The 14,126-nt window shown below is 35.4% G+C and carries 17 protein-coding genes and 1 pseudogene; all 18 read right to left on the bottom strand.

All coding sequences use genetic code 11. The annotated features are described in order from the left end of the window. Positions 1–297: 297 nt before the first annotated feature. On the bottom strand, positions 298–480 hold the full coding sequence (locus tag B9N53_RS00225) for a hypothetical protein (RefSeq protein ID WP_094203197.1): 183 nt from the start codon (positions 478–480) through the stop codon (positions 298–300). 12 nt (positions 481–492) lie between these two features. Beyond that, entirely contained in the window at positions 493–720 is a 228-nt protein-coding gene (locus B9N53_RS00220; protein ID WP_094203196.1) for a hypothetical protein, read from the bottom strand. Between the two features lie 57 nt (positions 721–777). Then, a complete protein-coding gene (locus B9N53_RS00215) occupies positions 778–1,482 on the bottom strand; it encodes a hypothetical protein (protein WP_094203195.1) in 705 nt (234 codons plus the stop codon). Between the two features lie 64 nt (positions 1,483–1,546). Beyond that, on the bottom strand, positions 1,547–2,233 hold the full coding sequence (locus B9N53_RS00210) for a radical SAM protein (protein ID WP_094203194.1): 687 nt from the start codon (positions 2,231–2,233) through the stop codon (positions 1,547–1,549). Continuing rightward, the gene (locus B9N53_RS00205; protein ID WP_094203193.1) at positions 2,217–2,759 is read right to left on the bottom strand and encodes an ECF transporter S component; all 543 of its coding nucleotides are present in this window, start codon (positions 2,757–2,759) and stop codon (positions 2,217–2,219) included. The genes B9N53_RS00210 and B9N53_RS00205 overlap by 17 nt, the downstream gene beginning before the upstream one ends. A gap of 721 nt (positions 2,760–3,480) precedes the next feature. Beyond that, the gene (locus B9N53_RS00200) at positions 3,481–4,125 is read right to left on the bottom strand and encodes an NAD(P)H-hydrate epimerase (protein ID WP_094203192.1); all 645 of its coding nucleotides are present in this window, start codon (positions 4,123–4,125) and stop codon (positions 3,481–3,483) included. Beyond that, entirely contained in the window at positions 4,122–5,099 is a 978-nt protein-coding gene (locus B9N53_RS00195) for an ATP-binding protein (RefSeq protein ID WP_094203191.1), read from the bottom strand. Before B9N53_RS00195 ends, B9N53_RS00200 begins: the two co-directional genes overlap by 4 nt. A 2-nt stretch (positions 5,100–5,101) precedes the next feature. Further along, positions 5,102–5,860 carry a DnaD domain protein gene (locus B9N53_RS00190; RefSeq protein ID WP_094203190.1) on the bottom strand — a complete coding sequence of 253 codons (759 nt, stop codon included), beginning with the start codon at positions 5,858–5,860 and terminating at the stop codon, positions 5,102–5,104. Between the two features lie 4 nt (positions 5,861–5,864). Further along, positions 5,865–6,428 carry a GNAT family N-acetyltransferase gene (locus B9N53_RS00185; RefSeq protein ID WP_094203189.1) on the bottom strand — a complete coding sequence of 188 codons (564 nt, stop codon included), beginning with the start codon at positions 6,426–6,428 and terminating at the stop codon, positions 5,865–5,867. Next, positions 6,425–7,762 carry a replicative DNA helicase gene (gene dnaB, locus B9N53_RS00180; protein WP_094203188.1) on the bottom strand — a complete coding sequence of 446 codons (1,338 nt, stop codon included), beginning with the start codon at positions 7,760–7,762 and terminating at the stop codon, positions 6,425–6,427. Before dnaB ends, B9N53_RS00185 begins: the two co-directional genes overlap by 4 nt. A gap of 33 nt (positions 7,763–7,795) precedes the next feature. After that, complete coding sequence (rplI, locus tag B9N53_RS00175; protein ID WP_094203187.1) at positions 7,796–8,242, bottom strand: 50S ribosomal protein L9; 447 nt, start codon at positions 8,240–8,242, stop codon at positions 7,796–7,798. Further along, positions 8,223–10,211, bottom strand: a complete 1,989-nt coding sequence (locus tag B9N53_RS00170) for a DHH family phosphoesterase (protein ID WP_094203186.1) — start codon at positions 10,209–10,211, stop codon at positions 8,223–8,225. The genes rplI and B9N53_RS00170 overlap by 20 nt, the downstream gene beginning before the upstream one ends. After that, the gene (locus B9N53_RS00165) at positions 10,198–11,067 is read right to left on the bottom strand and encodes a DUF2232 domain-containing protein (protein ID WP_094203185.1); all 870 of its coding nucleotides are present in this window, start codon (positions 11,065–11,067) and stop codon (positions 10,198–10,200) included. The genes B9N53_RS00170 and B9N53_RS00165 overlap by 14 nt, the downstream gene beginning before the upstream one ends. A 100-nt stretch (positions 11,068–11,167) precedes the next feature. Beyond that, positions 11,168–11,710: a hypothetical protein gene (locus B9N53_RS00160; RefSeq protein ID WP_094203184.1), complete on the bottom strand. Its 543-nt coding sequence runs from the start codon at positions 11,708–11,710 to the stop codon at positions 11,168–11,170. A gap of 85 nt (positions 11,711–11,795) precedes the next feature. Next, positions 11,796–13,034 (bottom strand): cell wall-binding repeat-containing protein, encoded by a 1,239-nt coding sequence (locus B9N53_RS00155; RefSeq protein ID WP_094203183.1) that lies wholly within the window; start codon positions 13,032–13,034, stop codon positions 11,796–11,798. Between the two features lie 79 nt (positions 13,035–13,113). After that, complete coding sequence (locus B9N53_RS00150) at positions 13,114–13,383, bottom strand: hypothetical protein (protein WP_094203182.1); 270 nt, start codon at positions 13,381–13,383, stop codon at positions 13,114–13,116. Between the two features lie 107 nt (positions 13,384–13,490). Next, positions 13,491–13,874: an ATP cone domain-containing protein gene (locus B9N53_RS00145; protein ID WP_094203181.1), complete on the bottom strand. Its 384-nt coding sequence runs from the start codon at positions 13,872–13,874 to the stop codon at positions 13,491–13,493. Between the two features lie 82 nt (positions 13,875–13,956). Next, positions 13,957–14,126, bottom strand: a pseudogene (gene tuf / locus B9N53_RS00140) (elongation factor Tu); the annotation flags it as partial.

The raw sequence follows: 14,126 nt of genomic DNA, 5'->3' as shown, positions 1-14,126 counted from the left end.
ACAAAGAAATTCATCGCTTGTGAACCTAAAATCTCAAGCGCAAGCTCCGCTTTGGCGCGAGTGAGATTTTTGACGGTTCTCTTCGCTGTAATTTCTGATTGTTTTTTCCGTATGATGTTCTTAGCAAAAACGCTAATATGATTTAACGAATACAATAAATTTTCAAAAAAAAACACAAACGTACAAAATGTTAATCAGATTTGTAAGCTTTATTAAGTCTTAGCAACACCATTAATAAACTTTTTCGCTAACAAAAAACACCAAGCTCATCTCACAAGATTTGCTCAGTGTTATTAGTTAAATATCTTTGTCTGCATTTTGGAAAAATTTTGCCACATATCCTATTACAACTAAAACCAAGAATACTTTCATCAAGAATTTCAAAATACTAACAGTTATTCCCATAATTCCCATTAAAATATTCAAAGCCAAAATAGCCAAGAATATATACAAAATGTATTTTAAATATTTGTTATCCATACTCCACTTCCTTTATACTTCTTCTTTTGCGAAAAATCTTCTGTAAATAAATCTAATTACCAACACTGCTAACGCTATTTTAATGAAAACTTTCAAAAATGAGTAGGCAACAGCTCCAATCGCTACCAAAATTCCTACAATTGCGCCGCCTAATCCCAATATCAAACCAAAAGTTCCCAAAATAGCTGCGAAAACTATTGATAAAATAACTATCAATGTTACGAATGCTAAAGTAATCATAACTGCCTACCTTTGCTTTGTATAGTACCTTTTATTACATTATAGCACAATAATCTCTTATTCACAACAAGCATTAGGAGATAATTCAAAAGATTTTATAAAAAACTTACCACCTTTTTGTATCAGTTTAAGTTCTGATTTTATATCATCTTCCAAGATAATTTCCTTGGAATTGACTTTGCACACCACTGGCTCAAACGCCCATTCTTCATCATTTTCCATTACATAATACGAATTGTCATCCTTAGAATACACGACATTTTCTTTGTTTGTGACATCATCTGATGAAATATTTGCGTATTTCAATAAAACTGCATCCACCAAATTCTTGTCAACTTTCAAAATCTTAGCGTTTTCTCTTGTTTGTTTGAGTGCATCTGGATTTTGTTTTTTAAGTTCATCTATTTGGGATTTATCCTTTTCTGGATCCAGCGCTTTGCTTGGAAAATTCGCCACGAAATTTTTAAGCGTAATATCTTGTGGTGATGCGAAGCTCTCCCCGTAGAAAAATGTATCCAACGAATTTACAACCTCTTCGCCATTATAATCGTACGGCTTGTTGAAATTTGCTGCGATTTTTTTGACATCGGATTTTTCCAACCTACCGTCTTTTGAAATGTCCACACCCTTGAACCCATCGTTCAAATAATCTGCCACATACGCCTTTTTTTCTTCAGGCATTTCTGGCATTTTCTTCGAACAAGATGCAACAAATACGACACTCAAAATCACAAGTACGATTTTAAATAATTTGTCCTTCATAACCCCTCCAATCTTATTAAACTTATTATATATTAAAACCCAACAAAAAAACACTGACGGAAGTTTAACCAACTCCCAAATCAGTGTTTTCAACTAACATTTCAACCTTCGGATGGTCTTTCAAATCGTAGTGATTTTCCAAAAACCACTTCACAAGCTCATCATCTCTTTTAATCGGCGTAGAATTATTGATGAAAATATTAATAGTAATCCATTTGAAATTCGAAAGGCCAATCTCGATATCGCGCTCAATCATTTCCTTCGTTTGACCCTTGATTCCAACCATTAAACACGCCGAATCAAAATAATCGGACACCTCTTTTACATCAGTAAATTTTGCATTTTTGTTGAGGACATTTTCTCTAAAATCGTAATCGAACGTTTCAATTCCAGTCTTAAACAAAACTTCGCATCCGAAAAATTCCCTGATTTCGTGGAGTCTATTCTTGAAAATATAATGCGCTTCGAAAACCAAAGTATGAATGTTTTTTTCGTGAATTAAATTTCTGATGTCGATTTTCGTCTGTTCTTGAAGTTCGAACACATTTCCCGAATTAATACATTCCAAAACACCGAATTCACCAGTCACATTTTGAAGAATCTCATGATTTTCACGAACAGCATCATCTATATCCACCGTATTGTCTTCAATGTAATCGCAAAAAGTGCATTTGCCCCAAAAACATGGTCTGCCTTTCAAAAGCACAATCTCGCGTTTTAATTTTTCCTCAATCTTAGCGTATCGATTCAAGCTTAATCCTCTTGACAGCAGTCATCACAACAGTAAATGAAATAAGTCTGTCCACAAATTCCATAAAATATTGGTTGATAAAAGATGCCGCAGCTGGATTGACTCCCTTGTTAATCATAAATCTTACAATAACATCACTTCCTGAGCTTGTAACCCCACCAAAAATATAACCTTGAATAATAGCACCCAAAATAGCGCCTGGAAGCACAGCCAATAAAAGTGCAGGAATAGTGTGCAATTTCTTGAAATATCCTTTTTCGTATAAAATACCAACCATAAACACCATAAGCATACCCGTAGGTGCAAATGGAAGCGCAAATGGATCGAAAAGAATTTGGTTCATAACAGACGATAAAAGTGCAGTCACAACACCGTATTTCCATCCAAATAACATACACACCAATAAAGATCCTATGTGATCCAATAACAAAGGAACCTTCGTACTAACAGCGATAAAAGCACCAAGGCAGTTGATTGCAATGCAAATCGCTATAGTAGTCAACAATTTCGTATTCGTTTTTCTCAATAAAAAAACCTCCTAATAAAATATAGGAGAACTCAAAAATAACGCCTTGTTTTTTTATACTTGGAGCTCTCAAACAAGTCCTGAAATAAATTTCAGCTTTAACTAGGCAACACTAATTTTATCAAATAATAAAATTCATTGCAAATTAGTTTGTTGCAAAAAAGTAGAAACCGATTTGTTTGTATATAAAAAAATTAACCTCAAAAACTCGTAAATCGCTCATCTGACTACAAAAATTGATAAATTCAACGCTTATGAAACTAAAATCGCGAACTCGCTAACGCTCAAACAGCGCGATTTTTACGTTCTATTTCGCTTGAATTTAAAACAATTTTTTCCGAACGATTCGCTCTATTACGACGTTTTTGGTTATAACAAATTCCTATCCAAATCGGTTTCTACTTTTTATTGCTACCATATTTTGAGTTGAAAATTTCGTAAAATTCCACACACATCTCCCTCTTTTTTTCTATCAATTAAACATGTAGTGCGCAAAGCTTAGTAAGGTGTTTTCACTTATGAGCAAATAAAAGCTTGCAAATAAGCGTATCATACGGAGAAAATTGCAGTAAATTCAATCGAAGAAATCCGGCCAAAATTTGACCGCTTGAGCGAAGCATGCTTCAAATTTTAGGATTTCAAGATTAGAATTTACCAATTTTCGTAGTCGATTAAGCGTTTTGCAACTTTTATTTCCCCTGCCCCACTAAAAAAACGCCTCTTACGAAGCGTTATTTAATACATGTTTAATTGATTTTTCTGGTATACCTATATTTTCCACGACATATTCTCCCTCATAGTCTTGTAACGACTTTTTCGGTAATTGCAATGTCACCAGAAGGTCAGCCTTTACTGCCACGTTGTGGATTTTATTTTCGTCAGAATCCAGTCCCGATGGCATGTCCACGCTCACAACAAATGCTTGTGTGTCGTTAATCATATCGATTACATCTTTGTAAATCCCTTCGATATCTCTTTTGAGTCCCGTTCCAAAAATGCTGTCGACTATCAAATCATTTTCTGTGATGTCGAATTTCGTGTTTTCGTCTACAAATTCTATCTCCACGTCCAATTTTTTCAAAATATCGTAGTTGATTTTAAAATCCGTCGACGCTTTTTCTATCTTCCCAATCACATACACTTTCACAAATCGGTCTTCGTTGTAGATATCTCTTGCAACTGCCAATCCATCTCCACCGTTATTTCCAACAGATGCGAACACGTACGCTTTGGCAAACTTTTTGTCCAAAACGTGTTTGGAGATTTGTGCTTTGGCGTTTTCCATCAACACAATCGATGGAATTCCGATTTCATTTATCGTGTAATGGTCGATTTGTCTCATTTGTTCAGCTGTTACATAAATCATAGTCCGTTTTTGAACCTCTCTTCTCTTATATCCCTGCCGAAAAATTGTATCGGTATAAATTCTCCCTTGATTCTGGATGAAATTCTCTGATCGTATTGTGTTGTCAAATCATCAAGGTCGATATTTGTCGAAATTATCGTAGTTTTTTGGTTTTGAATTCTGTAATTTAACAGATCAAACAATAAACTGATGTTGGTTTCTGTAGAATTTTCCGTTCCCAAATCGTCAATCATAAGCACATCGCAGTTGTAGATAATATCCTCAACTTCTGGTTGTGGTTTTTCGTTGAAATTCTGATATCTTATCGAAAAAAGTTGCTTCAACAATTGCATCGCGGACAAATAAATCACAGAATATCCGTTTTCAATGATTTCTTTCGCCATGCAGGATAACAAATATGTTTTACCAGTTCCAACTTGTCCGTACAACAATAGCGACTTCGCATTTTTAGTGTAATTTTTGGAATAGTATTTCAAATTCTCACTGATTGCTTCCATGTTTTCACGTTGGGACATTCCTTGTGAGCTGTCTTTTTTCGTGTCAAACACGTTTATATCAAATCTTTCGAAATTTTGTTGTTTCATTTGCTCGTTAAGGGAGCTTTTATCACGCGCAATGTTGACCATAATGGTCTTCTTGCAAGAACACATTTTGCCGTTGTAAACTCCAGTATCCTCACACTTGTCGCAGTGATGCTTCAATTCCAAATAATCACTCGGATATCCACTTAGTATGAGCATTTTGTGCATTTTTTCTTCAATGGATTTGATTTCATATTCCAAGTTTTTTAATTCTTCCTTGTCGCCACCGATGCTTTTTTTCAAATATTCGTATCCAAGCTCATTTCTATGTTGGAGCAAATCCTGGTATTCTGGAACATTTCGAAAAACTTCCTCAAATCTCATGTCCAATTCTTTTTTGGATTGATTTCTATAATCTTCCAATATTCTGTTGGCTTCTTTTGCGTAGCTCATTATTATTTATCCTTTTGCTCTTTTGATTTCTTGATAAAATCGTTCAAAAATTTTGAGTTAATATTTGTAGCCTTGTTTTCAATATCATTAGTCTTCGGTCTGTAATAAGTTCTCTTTTTGGTTTTTCTTTGTTGCTTTTTGTTGTTTTCTTCTTGCCATTGTTCCAACGTCATGATACCGTCGAGCTTCCAATTTCTGAGAACTTGTAAAACGTAATTCGTGTTGTTTTTCGTATTCGGATTAGTTGTGCAATAATGAAAAGCCGTAACCACCAACTCGGGTGTTTGGTGATAAGTGGAAATGTGTTCCAAAATTCTTTCCATTTCTGATTTGGATAATTCCATATCTCTGATGTCTTCGATGTCTCTGAACATTTCTTTGATTTCTTGACTGTTTTGTGGAATGTAAGTCTTCTGAGATTCATCTGGTTCAGGATTTGTAATTCCAAGATACAATTGTCTCAAACTCAAAAAAACCGTGTGGTTAGTTTGCGTTTGTGCGTCAGTGTATCGTTTGATAATTCCCTCATCCAACCAAAAATTCCAACACTCAGATACTTCACTTTCAGTCAAATCCAACGCCTTCGCGATTTCTTCGTCTGAAATATCCACATTCGCCGAGGTATCCTTGGCAAGCTTGTAGGCATACAAATACACTTTTAGTTGATTTCCTGTGGCCACTTGAAGATATTGATTCAAAAATATATTTTCAATAGGTGTTTCGCCCAAATCTATTTTAAATTTTTCTACACTATATTTCATAAAATCACCTCTTATTATCAATCGCCATCGTAGTGTTCTTCGAAAAAATTGTCCCGTCTTTGACTATGAAAAACTCATCGAATTCTTCATCATGTGTGTCCAATCTTTGATTTTCGAACACTTCTTCGTAACTACAAAACTTCCTGAATCCACATTTTTCGTAACATTTTATCGCTCTTTTGTTGAAATTATTCACATTTAAGAAAATCCTGTCCAGCCCGTAAACTGTAAATCCCATGTTAATCAAAGCTTTTATGGATTCTTCGCCGTATGATTTGTCCATTTCATTTGGATCCAAAACAATACCCAAAAACGCCGTTTTCGTGAACTTGTCGTATTGTTTCAGCCCCACATATCCCACCAATTTTCGGGATTTATCCCTAATCGCAAAATATTTTTGCGTTTTCATTTCTCTTTTTTGGCGATACCACATTTTTATTTCAAAATCGTCCAAATCGGACAAGTTGTAATCGATTAGTCGTTCGTCTGTGTGTTTTCCCCATTGCTCGATTTCAAATGCATCGTCCAATGTAAAATCTTCTAACGTTAACCTATCAGTAGTTATCATTTGTCAAACGCTCCTACATCGGGCATTTGTTTGTCCAAATCCATAAACTTCGTGTGTTCCTTGTCGAATAAAGTATCCACAGTTCCCGTTGGACCGTTTCTGTGTTTTGCGACGATAATTTCTGCGATGTTTGGCTTGTCAGTTTCAGGATCGTAATAATCATCACGATACAACATCAACACAACATCCGCGTCTTGTTCGATCGCCCCAGATTCACGAAGGTCACTCATGACCGGTCTGTGGTTCGGTCTTTGGTCAGGCGCACGTGACAACTGACTCAACGCTAGAATCGGGCAATTTAATTCCTTCGCCAATCCTTTGAGTCCTCTTGAAATCGTGGAGATTTCTTGTTGTCTGTTCTCACTTCTGGAGTTTGTCGTCATAAGTTGCAAATAATCTATAATCACCAAATCCAATTCGCCACGCGCTTTTAATTTTCTGCATTTAGAACGAAGCTCATTCAATGAAATCGATGAAGTATCATCGACATGCATATTTGTTTCTGCTAATAATTGTGCTGCTTGTCCCAAATTTGTCCACTCAGTAACTCTACCAGACACAAGTTCTGACAAGTTAATGTTACTAAGTGCGGACAATAATCTTTGAGTCAATTGCATCTTGCTCATTTCAAGAGAAAAAATTGCAACGTGATGTTTGACACTCGCCTTGTATGCAATGTTAAGTGCAAGTGAGGTTTTACCCATTGCAGGACGCGCTGCAAGTAAAATCAAATCTGAGTTTTGTAGCCCCGAAAGTTGTCTATCCAAGTCAATCAACCCAGTTGTAACTCCAGTTAATTGTCCTTGGCTCATACTCATTTCGCCAATCTTTGCAAGAGTTGGTTCCAACATTTCTTGAATTTTAACCAAATCTTGGTGGTTTCTGTTCTGACTGATTTTGAAAATATTGCTTTCAGCGTATTCTAAAACTTCGCCAACGGAATTGTTGGCAATGGACATATCAATCACATCTTGCGACACGCGCATCAAATTTCTGATAATCGCCTTGCTTTTGATAATATCTGCATAGTATTTTACATTCACAGCACTTCCTACAGCTTCCGAAATGCTTATAAGCTCATCAATCCCGCCGATAATTTCGTACATATTATTGGATTTTAATTTATCTTCCAATGTAATATAATCCACAGGCTTTTTCTCGTCAATTACTTGCAAAATCGCCTTGTAGATTTCTTGGTACTTCGTAGAATAAAAATCCACTGGCTCCACAATTTCTGCCGCATCATCCACAGCTCTCTCGTCGATTATCATCGCACCGATTACACTTCTCTCAGCTTCCAAATCGCACGGCATAATATTTTGTTGATTTTCCATTACCTCACCGCCTTTCTGTCGTGTATTCTAAAATTATTCTTTGTCTACAATTACTTCCAAGTTAGCGTTAATGTCAGGGTATACCTTAACTATAACGTTAAATGTTCCCAAAGATTTGATGTTGTCTTTCATTTCAATTTTTTTCTTATCAACATCCAAACCGTGTTGCTCTTTCAATGCTTTTTCGATATCCATTGAAGTGATTGAACCGAAAAGTCTGTCGCCTTCACCCGTTTTGGCGATAATCTTAACTTTTGTATTTTCGATTTTTTCTTTTAATTCATTAGCGTTTTTAATGTTTTCCCTTTCAATCGCTCTTAGTTCTGCTTGTTTTTCTTCCCAAATTTTGATATTTTCTTTTGTTGCTTCTACAGCTAATTTATTTGGTAGTAGAAAATTTCTCGCAAAACCAGTCTTTGCATTAACCATTTCGCCAGCTTTTCCCAACTTATCTACATCACTAGTCAATATAACTTTCATCCGTATCCTCCTTGATATATTCATCAATTGCTTGTTTTATCTTTTCTTCTGCTTCATCCATGCTGCATTCTAGTTGCGCACCTGCACTTGTAAGGTGACCTCCGCCACCGACTTTTTCCAAAATCAATTGCACGGAGATTTTGCCCAAACTTCTCGCACTAACATGGATTTTATCCTTTATTTTCGCCAACACAAACGAAGCTTCCACTCCCAAAATGTTGAGCAAATCATCTGCTGATTGTGCCGCAACCAAAATGGATTCGTCCACTTCTTCTTCCAATCTTCCGATGGCGATATTGTTCTTGTACATTTTTGATGAAGCGATAACATCTGATTTTAGTTTGATAGTTCTCTCATCATCCTTGAAAAGTTTCTTAACTTTGACACTGTCAGCGCCTTGTCTTTTCAAAATAGATGCCGCTTCAAAAGTTCTAACACCTGTTTGATAGAAGAAATTCTTCGTATCCACAGTAATTCCTGCAAGTAATGCCTCTGCCACAACCTTTGGTATCTCTAGTTTTTCTGTCATATAGAACAACACTTCTGTCACCATTTCAGACGCACTGGATGCGTAAGGTTCCAAATAAGTCAACGAAGTTTCCTTGATATAATCGGAACTCCTTCTGTGGTGATCGATAACCACGATATTTTTAGAAATATCCATAATTTCTTGACACTCAACAGAATTTCTCCTGTGATTGTCGCAAATAATCACCAAACTATTGCTGTTGCAATTTTCCTTCGCAAATGCATTCTTCACAAAATATTTCTTGTAATCTGGTTTTTCTTCAAAAACCGCATTGTAAATATTTTCGATTTGAGGACCAACCTCATTCAAAATAATGTAACATTCCTTGTGGTTAATCTTGCACGCTTCTAACATTCCCAAACAAGACCCAATAGAGTCCATGTCTGGGTTTTTGTGTCCCATAATAAACACATTCGAGCTTTGTTCGATAAGCTTCTTCAACGCATGTGACACAACCCTTGCCTTAACCTTGTTACGTTTTTCAACAGCCTTGTTCTTGCCGCCGAAATATTTCAATTCTCCCGTGTCGACAACCGCTTGGTCACCACCACGGCCTAATGCAACATCCAAGCATGATCTGGATTTTTCGTGAATTTCGTAAGGATTATCGCCAATAATCGACGCCCCAATACTCAAAGTAACGGGAACATTATTAGTGTTCTTGATATCCTTAATCATATCCAACACCGAAAATTTTTGTTGCATAATATTTTCAAGTTCGTGCTTTTCGACAATCATCACGAATTTGTCCGATTCGTATTTTCTAATATACGCGTTGTGTTCTCTGGCAAAATCTTGCATAATATTTTCCACATCAGAAAACACTCTCGTTCTTTCCTCTTCTTTGATGCTGTTACGAGCTTCGTCGTAATTGTCGATGAAAATATCGACAAGTCCCAGTCTTTTTTCGTCCAAAAGCGTCACAACATCCATAAAAGCAGTGTTGTCGATACCGTAAAGCAAAGTCAAATCCTTGTCTTCACTGTCTTTTATCGTCACTGGATAAAATCTGTAATACTTGCCGTCAACTTGCGTTTCGTAATAATCCAAGCGATCTTGGTCGTCTTTTACAGTCTTCAAATCCAGAATTTTTTCGATTTCATTGTTAAAAATCTCAATCTCATCGTCAGCCAAATCCTTAAAATAAGTGTTAAACCAGCTGATTTTGTTCTTATCGTTGATAATCAAAAGTGGAAAAGGAACCTTGAACACAGCATTCTTAGTAATATCTGTAAACTCGTTGTTAAGATTAATAATCTTGTCCTCAACCCTTTTGTTCTTCTTGTTGATGTATGTGTATTGATCCACAATCATAAAAGCCGAAGCGATAAAAGCCAACGTTCCTATGATATTTTGAAAATAAAATAAAATCGTAGAAAGTATCACCAACAAAACTGCTTCCACAATCAAATGTTTCAGTGAATATTTAAGCTCTTGCATTGCTTTCCTTCTTTCTCAAATCCTTGAAGCTGTTCAAAGCTCCCAAGACTGCCAAAATATAAATAAACGGTTGAATTGCAACAGAAATCGCCACAGTCAACACCTTAAATGGCGTCGACAAAGATTTCAAATAAGAAAACATCAAAGCAATCCCGCCCAATAAGTATGAATAAATTCCGAAAATCGACAAATTATACAACAAATAATTTCCCAAATCTCTGTTCACAAAATAAACAATTCCCGAAATCAACACCAATCCAACAATTGCGCTTGTGAATTTCATATCTATTCTGAAATCGTGAAATTGATGCTCCTTAGATTTTTGTGGAATATACACATTCAACACACTTGAGTAAAAAGCGATAATTCCCAAAATTGCATACACAGCTCTTACAATAAGCTTAGATGATTGATTCATCAAATCCGTCAAAGTCTTCATCAATTCTTCGTCCATCTTCACAGAACTCAAAACCTTCATGAAATCATTCAACTTCACGCTAATCACATCTGCAATCGACATGTCCGCGTTTAATTTCAAAAGCAAATTCGTCAACACAACGAACGCACATATCCCAACAAAACTAATCGTTATAGCTTGTGTGTCAGAAAATCCCGAACTTATTAAATTCAAAATCGAATAAAACACCAAAATTATGTACAATCCGATAGGAATCGCAATCATAGGGCTTGACACAAGCAAACTCAACACGAAAAATATACCAAAAGATATCAGAGCCATCCTGTTATCTTTTTCCAATCCTAACTTAATAAAATAAGAAGGCAACACAATAAATCCAAATGGAAATACAAACAAGCTCACAACATAAATCATCAGAGCTTTTAATGAAATTCTCATTAAAGATCTATAATCAATCGTATTAATAATCCCACCTCCGTTGTCATATTATTATATCATAAAATATCACAGAAATTTATATCCCACGTGTGGCGATAAATCACGAAACTATCCTAATCTTAGCAGAAATAGAACATTTCTCACCGCTTTTCAAAGCAAACTTCGAACCAACTGCATCCTTGTTCAAATTTGACACATAATACGAACAATTTCCATCCACAAAATCACTTGTAGATTCTAATTTGTATCCAGAAATCTCACTTACAATATTTTGATTATCCAAATTATTTTTCCAGTCAATCACAACTGCCGGATTCATCTTAATCGTACGATCAGAATCGTTAATCACATTTACATTCACGCCTACACTGTCATTTGTGAATTGGTACACAACAAAACTTTCAATCCCCTCACGCACACATCTTAGAACGCACATATCCTCAGACTTGCTCACAACATCGTATTCTTCATTTACGAAAAGTCCGTCTTCTGGATAGCGAAAAGTCTTGTCCACACCGTAATTTGGAATGCAGATTTTCAAATCGTCAATCATATCCACATCTTCTATTTTAAAATGTTCAATTCTCGCACCAACACTGTTGATACAAATCTCCATATTTTTAATCGCATACAAAATTCTCATTCAATCACTTCCTTCAATATATATACCCAAATGAGATTTGTTATTGCAATAAAAAAATGCTCCGTTAATAACGAAGCACTCTCTATTATCTCAAAGCTCTTCTGAAACCTGCAGCACGAGCTTCTTTTTCTGTTCTAAAATATCTTATATGACTAGGTTTAATCTTGTTGTAGTCTCTTTGTCCAGGAAGATGATAAATCATCGAATTCATATTTCCTTTAATTCTTCCTTCGCCTACAGGGCCGTATCCATCTTGGTAAATGTAGTTAGGTTTTGTTGGTTTAGAAGCTTCTTTTTTGGCTTGTTCTTGCTTTTTAAGTTCTAATTCCCTTTGCTTTCTAGCTTGTTCTTCCCTAGCTTTTCTTTCATTTTCGATTCTTTTCATTTCATTTACTTCTTCAGCAGTAGGATTAGAAAATATATTGCTCGATACAGACTTTTCTCCACCAATAATAGTTACAGAATTCATATTTTCTAAATAACTCTTAGTTGATTGTGTCAAATTTTCATTGTCAGTCAAAATAATAGGCGCTTTGTAATTTTTCGCAACGCTTACTGCTGACAAACTATCTGCAAAAACTTTTGAATTTGCCAATATAGCATTTTCATTATTTTCAAATGAACGTCTTGCTATAGCCAACGCTGTTTGGTATCTGTCATTTCCAGCAATTCTTTCACCAGTAAAACCATTCAAAGGAAGTTGGTTAACTCCACCAATTGCGATTTCTTGTAAATCGGATTTTGGATAAGAATTACCATCGCTAAGAACCATTAAAGCCTTGTGATCAGCCATGAAACTAGTAGCACTAAGAGCATCAGGGAAGTTTTTGCCGCTTGCTATCAATAAATATTCTGCATCGACAAACTCTTTAGTTTTTTCCATAACCTTCACTGAAGTTTCGTATCTGTCGTTTCCTTTAAGTCTTTCAATGTTAATATCATTAACAACGGATTTTACAGATTCTTCAATATTTGAGCCCAACGCATTTTCTCCGCCAACAATGTACACATTTTTTGGCTTTAACTTAGCAATTTCATCGCTAGTTCTACTGTCCAATTGATCATTTGACAAAATAAGTGGCGCATTTAACGCCGCAGCAAGTTGACCCGCTGACAAAGCATCCGCAAAGTTAAATCCACTAGCAAGCACTACATTATCCGATTCATTGAACATCGCTTTTGAAATTTCAATAGAAGTTGCAATCCTGTCTTCTCCTGCAATTCTCGACACATTTTCAACATTTGCGCTCGACACACCAGCTGGAATCATACACACAACAGCCAATGCGGCTACCGTCAATTTTTTCAAATTTTTAATAAACATTTTCTCCTCCGATAATTTAATATATTATTATGATACCATAATATATTAAAATTTCTAACTAATTATTTTTAGATTTTTATTACTTAATAAATAAATGCCCCAAAAGCATTATTATTGGGAAAGCTAATACCAACAAAAAATTCAAAATAGCTCTCGCAACGCTCTTTTCAATCAAAGAAAACACAATTCCAATTATTCCCAAAATCGGACAAATATATATCGTTACAAAACCTATCGGTCTCAAATTCCCCAAGAAACCAAACTCAAAATCCTTCAATATAAAAGCAATGACAAGACACACCACACCAATGATAAGTGTCCACAAGCTTTTGTTTTTCGTTTTGTTCATAAACTCCTCCTTTGATATTTAATATTATTATACACTATTTGAGATTTTTTTAATATTTAATTTTATCAAAAAAGAGTGTAGAATAATCTACACTCTCACATTTCACATTAATTATCTTGGTATTCTTCTAATACTTTTTTGTAGCCTTCTTCTCTCAATGCTTCTTCGACATATCCTCTGATTTCTTTTGTTGGATAGACGTTTCTCTTGATGGATTTCATTTTCTTCAACACATCTTCAACGATAATGTTCACATCAGAAGTATTCATCTTTGCTCCAGCAGAATCGGATGTTTGAGCTATTGAATGGAAGATTTTTTCCTTGTCAAAGCTTTCAACGCTGCCAAGTTTTTTAAGCACCCATTCTCCTTCTTCTCCGAACATTTCATCAAGCACATTGATCTTTGCATCTTCAATTAAATTTGCAACTTTGTTTGGGTCTATATCGTTATCCTTAAAATAGTCAAACAATATTTTTGTTAAATCGTTCATAAAATCCTCCTTTAAAAAATGAGAGCATCCATTAAAAACGGATGCTCAGCTTGTCAAATTTACTACCTTAAATAAGGTTTAATTATTCTATAATTTTAGAAACAACGCCAGCTCCTACTGTTCTACCGCCTTCTCTGATGGCAAATCTTAATCCTTCTTCGATTGCGATTGGAGTGATTAATTCGATTATGAATTTTGCGTTATCTCCTGGCATTACCATTTCTACGCCTTCTTCTAATGCGATATTTCCTG

Origin of the sequence: Finegoldia magna, from assembly GCF_002243175.1 — a bacterium.
GTDB lineage: Bacteria > Bacillota > Clostridia > Tissierellales > Peptoniphilaceae > Finegoldia > Finegoldia magna_J.
This window is presented reverse-complemented; position numbering and strand designations above follow the sequence as displayed.

Bases quoted from the DNA above. Each gene is read 5' to 3' on its own strand.
- B9N53_RS00225 (WP_094203197.1), bottom strand. From the start codon at position 480: ATGGATAACAAATATTTAAAATACATTTTGTATATATTCTTGGCTATT.
- B9N53_RS00220 (WP_094203196.1), bottom strand. From the start codon at position 720: ATGATTACTTTAGCATTCGTAACATTGATAGTTATTTTATCAATAGTT.
- B9N53_RS00215 (WP_094203195.1), bottom strand. From the start codon at position 1,482: ATGAAGGACAAATTATTTAAAATCGTACTTGTGATTTTGAGTGTCGTA.
- B9N53_RS00200 (WP_094203192.1), bottom strand. From the start codon at position 4,125: ATGATTTATGTAACAGCTGAACAAATGAGACAAATCGACCATTACACG.
- B9N53_RS00195 (WP_094203191.1), bottom strand. From the start codon at position 5,099: ATGAGCTACGCAAAAGAAGCCAACAGAATATTGGAAGATTATAGAAAT.
- B9N53_RS00190 (WP_094203190.1), bottom strand. From the start codon at position 5,860: ATGAAATATAGTGTAGAAAAATTTAAAATAGATTTGGGCGAAACACCT.
- B9N53_RS00185 (WP_094203189.1), bottom strand. From the start codon at position 6,428: ATGATAACTACTGATAGGTTAACGTTAGAAGATTTTACATTGGACGAT.
- dnaB (WP_094203188.1), bottom strand. From the start codon at position 7,762: ATGGAAAATCAACAAAATATTATGCCGTGCGATTTGGAAGCTGAGAGA.
- rplI (WP_094203187.1), bottom strand. From the start codon at position 8,242: ATGAAAGTTATATTGACTAGTGATGTAGATAAGTTGGGAAAAGCTGGC.
- B9N53_RS00170 (WP_094203186.1), bottom strand. From the start codon at position 10,211: ATGCAAGAGCTTAAATATTCACTGAAACATTTGATTGTGGAAGCAGTT.
- B9N53_RS00165 (WP_094203185.1), bottom strand. From the start codon at position 11,067: ATGAGAATTTCATTAAAAGCTCTGATGATTTATGTTGTGAGCTTGTTT.
- B9N53_RS00160 (WP_094203184.1), bottom strand. From the start codon at position 11,710: ATGAGAATTTTGTATGCGATTAAAAATATGGAGATTTGTATCAACAGT.
- B9N53_RS00155 (WP_094203183.1), bottom strand. From the start codon at position 13,034: ATGTTTATTAAAAATTTGAAAAAATTGACGGTAGCCGCATTGGCTGTT.
- B9N53_RS00150 (WP_094203182.1), bottom strand. From the start codon at position 13,383: ATGAACAAAACGAAAAACAAAAGCTTGTGGACACTTATCATTGGTGTG.
- B9N53_RS00145 (WP_094203181.1), bottom strand. From the start codon at position 13,874: ATGAACGATTTAACAAAAATATTGTTTGACTATTTTAAGGATAACGAT.